Raw genomic sequence first — 4,056 nt, 5'->3', positions numbered from 1 at the left:
GAGGAATGGGGTAGGGACGTTGCTTGAGCATTAATGCGTTTTCTTATAGGGAATGCTGCGCTTTCCATGTCGCGTAGCGTTAGCGGAGCGAAAGCGTCAGCAAAACGTCCGTACAGAAGGCAGGAGGAAGATTATCCCTTGATTTTTCTTCCTAAGTCAACCCTTTTATCCTCACTTTATGTAGCTCTTGATTAAGGAAAACCTTGTACTTTTTCAAGTATTGGAAAAGCTCAAACCATGATTAATGTCAATGCTTTTATATTTAATCAGCAGAGCAATAATTAAACAATTAAATAATTAGATAATTCAGGTTTAAAGTCTCCCCAATAAAGGGGAAAAAGCGGTTGTTAACGCAGTTTCCCGAAGGGTGGGATGGATGGGTTATCTAACCATATCCAATCAACCAAGAGAAATAAATCTTTTCATTTTAGTCAATCCTCTCCCTAAAAGGGAGAGGTAATTATCCATTATCTATTATCCATTATCCATTATCCATTATTCATTATCCATTAATGAACTCTTCTATGGTTTTAAATCTAATGATGGGAATTATATCAAGTTCAGTTAAATACTTATCAATAGTAAACAACAAAGAACAAGGAACAAAGGATAAGAATCAAGACTGCCCATTAGGAAGAAACTATGCTTTTTATCGCTAATTATCGGAACATAACATTAATACATTTAGTTAATTTATTTTTGGTAAGCATTCAGCTATATCGCTGTCAGTTCGAGCAAAATAAGATACCACTTTTAAGAATTGGGTTTAAATAAATATAGACTTTAAAGCTAAGGGAGCCTGCTTTTGTAGTAAGATTTAATTATAGCTAAATTAGCTTTTATAAGGCATCAAAAGCAATAGCTGATAGCTGACGGTTGAATGCTTACTATTACTATTTTTGACTATATAGCGCTACGCATTAAGGTTAGGACATTCCTAAATCTTGTTTGCGCAGCATGACCTAGGAAAACCCTTTGACAGTTTACTATTCCCTATTCCCTATTCCCTATTCCCTATTCACGCGTAGCGTAGCGCTATAATAAATTTTTTTTACAGTTATAGATACTGTAACTTTAAACCTTTTTTTAAAATTTTAATATTTTTTTATAAATCTTAATATAATCACATAATACTTAATAATATATTAGGTATAATTGCTAAGATAGTCTAACTAAATTAATTAGGGAGTACATGGAAACAATTGACTGGCAAACTATAATTCCTGCTGGAATGGCAATTACTATCTTTCTTGGAGGAATGCTAATGATGTTTACTAATTTTTGGACTGATGGACTTTATCAAAAGCAAAAAAAGAAAAAATAAAAAGCGGAATCCTTACGTTTTGATATTACACTCCAATAAAAGTACATAATCCAAGTATTCAGCAGTCAGCTATCAGCTATAAGTTATTAACTTATTATTACAGGAAGGAGGAATTAGTCTTCAACGAGAATTAAAAGTTATCTTTGCCTAGCATTCCACAGGAAAGAAAGAAATCATCAGCTAATCTTAGTAGTTGTTTGATTTTTTCAAAACTTTAATGCTGAATCCTAATAGCTGAATGCTTACTACAAAATTAATCAACCATAAAGAGAAATTTATAAGATGTTCGACTTCAATAACATAATCGAATTTTCACACCTATATTGTGTAGCAATTTGTGGATTGCTAGTACCTATGAATGTATTAGCAAGTTTACAGCCAATAATTTTTACAATCCTCCATCGACGGAAAAAGGAAATTAACTTAATGGCATTAGTAGCCAGTTTTTACGCTTTAATGATTATCCTTCATGTTGTAAGTTGGTTTATTGTAGGAGTAGTTAGAATTCAAACATTTATTCTTTTGTGGTTTGCTAGTTGTTGTTTAATTACAAATATTTGGGCAGTTGTTCATGGTTCTAGCATGAGAGTAACTATTAAATTTTTACAACAGTTTATAGTTAAACTTCTTAAGAGTCTAAATTTCCAGAATCAACAGATTATTTCAGAAGTAAAATAGGATTTTTAGCACAATAGTGTAGAGATTAGTCTAAGTTTTTTTTCAGCAAAACATAAAGAACTAAAACAGTCTTCAGGGAGTTTAGGAAATTCTCGCTCCTATCAAATTTATCACAGCAAAAATTTAACTTCTGAATTCTTCAGGGAGTTTAGGAAATTCTCGCTCCTATCAAATTTATCACAGCAAGAATTTAACTTCTGAATTGTGAATTTTTAATTCTCAATTCACAATTCAGGGTTCTAGCATGAGAGTAACTATTCAATTTTTACAACAGTTTATAGTTAAACATCTTAAGAATCTAACTTTCCCAAATCAACAGATTATTCCAGAAGAAAAATCGGATTTTTGACAGAATAGTGTAGGGATTAGTCTAAGTTTTTTTTAGCAAAACATAAAGAACTAAAGCAGTATTCAGGAAGTTGAGGAAATTCTCGATCCTATCAAATTATAGTTAAACTTCTTAAGAGTATAGCTTTCCCGAATCAACAGATTATTCCAGAAGAAAAATCGGATTTTTAGCACAATAGTGTAGAGATTAGTCTAAGTTTTTTCAGCAAAACATAAAGAACTAAAGCAGTATTCAGGGAGTTGAGGAAATTCTCTATCCTATCAAATTATAGTTAAACTTCTTAAGAGTCTAACTTTCCCGAATCAACAGATTATTCCAGAAGAAAAATCGAATTTTGGGCAGAATAGTGTAGGGATTAGTCTAAGTTTTTTTCAGCAAAACATAAAGAACTAAAGCAGTATTCAGGGAGTTGAGGAAATTCTCGATCCTATAAAATTTATCACAGCAAGAATTTAACTTCTGAATTGATAATTGTGAATTATTAATTCTCAATCCAGCGTTTAGCATGAGAGTAACTATTAAATTTTTAGAACAATTTATAGTTAAACTTCTTAAGAGAATAACTTTCTCGAATCAACAGATTGTTCCAGAAGCAAAATAGGATTTTGGGCACATTCTTAGAAATCTCTCAATAGCTTTTTCCTCCTTTAAAAGTAATAAAGCTGATAGCTGATAGCTGACTGCTGAATGTTTACCAATTTTGACAACAGTTTATAGCGATAAATTTTTGGCTTTCTTCTTGCATTGAGATGTACCCAGTTTATAGTTAAACTTCTTAAGAATCTAACTTTCCCAAATCAACAGATTATTCCAGAAATAAAATAGGATTTTTGACAGAATAGTGTAGGGATTAGTCTAAGTTTTTTTCAGCAAAACATAAAGAACTAAAGCAGTATTCAGGGAGTTGAGGAAATTCTCGATCCTATAAAATTTATCACAGCAAGAATTTAACTTGTGAATTGAGAATTATGAATTCTTAATTCTCAATTTAGCGTTTAGCATGAGAGTAACTATTAAATTTTTAGAACAATTTATAGTTAAACTTCTTAAGAGAATAACTTTCTCGAATCAACAGATTGTTCCAGAAGCAAAATAGAATTTTGGGCACATTCTTAGAAATCTCTCAATAGCTTTTTCCTCCTTTAAAAGTAATAAAGCTGATAGCTGATAGCTGACTGCTGAATGCTTACCAATTTTGACAACAATTTATAGTTAAACTTCTTAAGAGAATAACTTTCTCGAATCAACAGATTATTCCAGAAACAAAATAGGATTTTTGACAGAATAGTGTAGGGATTAGTCTAAATTTTTTTTCAGCAAAACATCAAGAACTAAAGCAGTCTTCTGGCAGTTGAGGAAATTCTCGCTCCTCTCAAATTTATCACAGCAAGAATTTAACTTCTCAATTCTAGATTCAGAAGTTAAATTCTCAATTCAGCGTTCTAGCATGAGAGTAACTATTCAATTTTTAGAACAGTTTATAGTTAAACTTCTGAAGAGTCTAACTTTCCCAAATCAACAGATTCTTCCAGAAACAAAATAGGATTTTTGACAGAATAGTGTAGGGATTAGTCTAAGTTTTTTTTCAGCAAAACATCAAGAACTAAAGCAGTCTTCTGGCAGTTGAGGAAATTCTCGCTCCTCTCAAATTTATCACAGCAAGAATTTAACTTCTCAATTCTAGATTCAGAAGTTAAATTCTCAA

General features: G+C 31.4%; 2 protein-coding genes. Both read left to right on the top strand.

Annotation, left to right across the window (positions count from 1 at the left end; translation table 11 throughout):
• Positions 1-1,192: 1,192 nt before the first annotated feature.
• On the top strand, positions 1,193-1,324 hold the full coding sequence (locus F6K40_RS39175) for a hypothetical protein (protein ID WP_293145403.1): 132 nt from the start codon (positions 1,193-1,195) through the stop codon (positions 1,322-1,324).
• A 354-nt stretch (positions 1,325-1,678) separates the two neighbouring features.
• The gene (locus F6K40_RS39170; protein ID WP_293145400.1) at positions 1,679-2,002 is read left to right on the top strand and encodes a hypothetical protein; all 324 of its coding nucleotides are present in this window, start codon (positions 1,679-1,681) and stop codon (positions 2,000-2,002) included.
• The last annotated feature ends 2,054 nt before the right edge of the window (positions 2,003-4,056 follow it).

The sequence above is a fragment of the Okeania sp. SIO3I5 genome, from assembly GCF_010672085.1.
Taxonomy (GTDB): domain Bacteria; phylum Cyanobacteriota; class Cyanobacteriia; order Cyanobacteriales; family Microcoleaceae; genus Trichodesmium.
The sequence above is the reverse complement of the archived record's forward strand: the minus strand, read 5'-3'. Positions and strand labels throughout refer to the sequence as shown.